At 67.5% G+C, this 1429-nt stretch carries 1 protein-coding gene; it reads left to right on the top strand.

Annotation, left to right across the window (positions count from 1 at the left end; all coding sequences use genetic code 11):
• The coding region (locus BT115_RS18730) for a hypothetical protein (RefSeq protein WP_218184784.1) at nt 1-1429 on the top strand (1429 nt) is incomplete at both ends.

The raw sequence follows: 1429 nt of genomic DNA, 5'->3' as shown, positions 1-1429 counted from the left end.
GCTCGCGCTTTGGCGAGGCGATCGGTGCGTGGGACGTGCTGGAAATGGCACGTGCCGCAGCCGTGCGTGCGCTGGGTGTGGACGATGCCACGCCGCTGGGCCTGTACGACGTGGCGTGGTTCGACACGCCGCGTCACGACGACGTGCTCGACGTGCAGGTGTGGCAGGACGACGACGGCATGTTGGGTTTCGCTGTCACCCGCGACGATGCCGACGAGACTCTGCTGGCCGAGGGCGGCGTGGACATCGCCGCGACCATGCCATCCGCCGATGCGAGCCTGGAATCGTTGCGGCAACAGCTACCGCTATTTGAAACGGACCATCACGAAGTCGCAGACGATTATTTGCTGCTCGCGAACGGCGAATGGTCAGGTATCGTTTCGGTGCTAGATCGCATGGCATCGCCGACGTCGCTTGCCGCCATGCTGTGTGGATCGGCATGGCCGCAACAGGCATGGCTTCGCATACGCAGGCAGGCCGAGAGCGTGCGCGTCGATATGTATGCTGGTGACGGTACGTATTGCGCGCGTCTCGATGACGTGCGCATCGATGCGCCGATGGCTCGCGTCGATGCTCACGACGAGGCCGAGAAAGCAAAGACGATCGAGCAACCGTGGCGCGCCGGCCCCGCCTGGGTGCGGACCATCGGCGGCACGCGCGCGGACGACGCGATCACGGCTCGCGAGGTTTCCGTGATTGCCAAGCCGCGTATTGCGCTGGATGCCTTGGACGCGTCGGGCAGCGGCTTCGGAGGATGGATCGCCTCCCGACCACGCATTGCCTTGCCTGCCACCGCTCACGGCGACGACACGGTGGCGACGAGCGAAGTCCGCGTGGATGACGTGGCGAAAGGCGTGGCACGCCTTGGGATTTCAGCGGCAGGCGGCATGATCTCGGCCGCGGTGCACGACGCAGTGCTCGCTGCGCTGGCCCATGTCGCGATGCGTACGGATCTGCGCGTCCTGCTCGTTGCCCTGGATGCCGAGAGTGGGACTTTCGAGACGATGGGCTTCGCGCGCGACGTCGCCGCCCAGCTTTCCGCGCTGCCATGCGCTGCGGTGGGGTTGTGTCGCGGCGACGCGATCGGCGCGTCGTGGTGGTTGGCGTTGTCATGCGATGCGTTGGTGGTGTCGTCGGAAGGCCATTACGGTCTGGACGAAGGTTCATGGAGTCTGGCGGGTGCGGTGCGTCGGCGGACGGGTGTGGTCGATGTCGCGGTGCGCCCCGGTGCCGCCTGGCAGGCGGCCGGTTGGAGCGGTCGCGTCGTGCCCGCGGCGCAGGTGGACGAGGAAGCGCTGTCGCTGGCTCGTGCGCTGGCCGAGAAGCCGGCCGACGCGCTGCGTCTGCTCAAGGCGCACCTGTGGCGTGGCGAGAGGGACGCGCCTTTCGAGGTGTCCGCAGCGGTGGCCGATGCGCCGGCACTGGTCCG

It is taken from the genome of Luteibacter sp. UNCMF366Tsu5.1 (assembly GCF_900119235.1).
Taxonomy (GTDB): Bacteria; Pseudomonadota; Gammaproteobacteria; order Xanthomonadales; family Rhodanobacteraceae; genus Luteibacter; species Luteibacter flocculans.
Note: the sequence above shows the minus strand (reverse complement) of the source record. Positions and strands in the feature narration are given on the sequence as shown.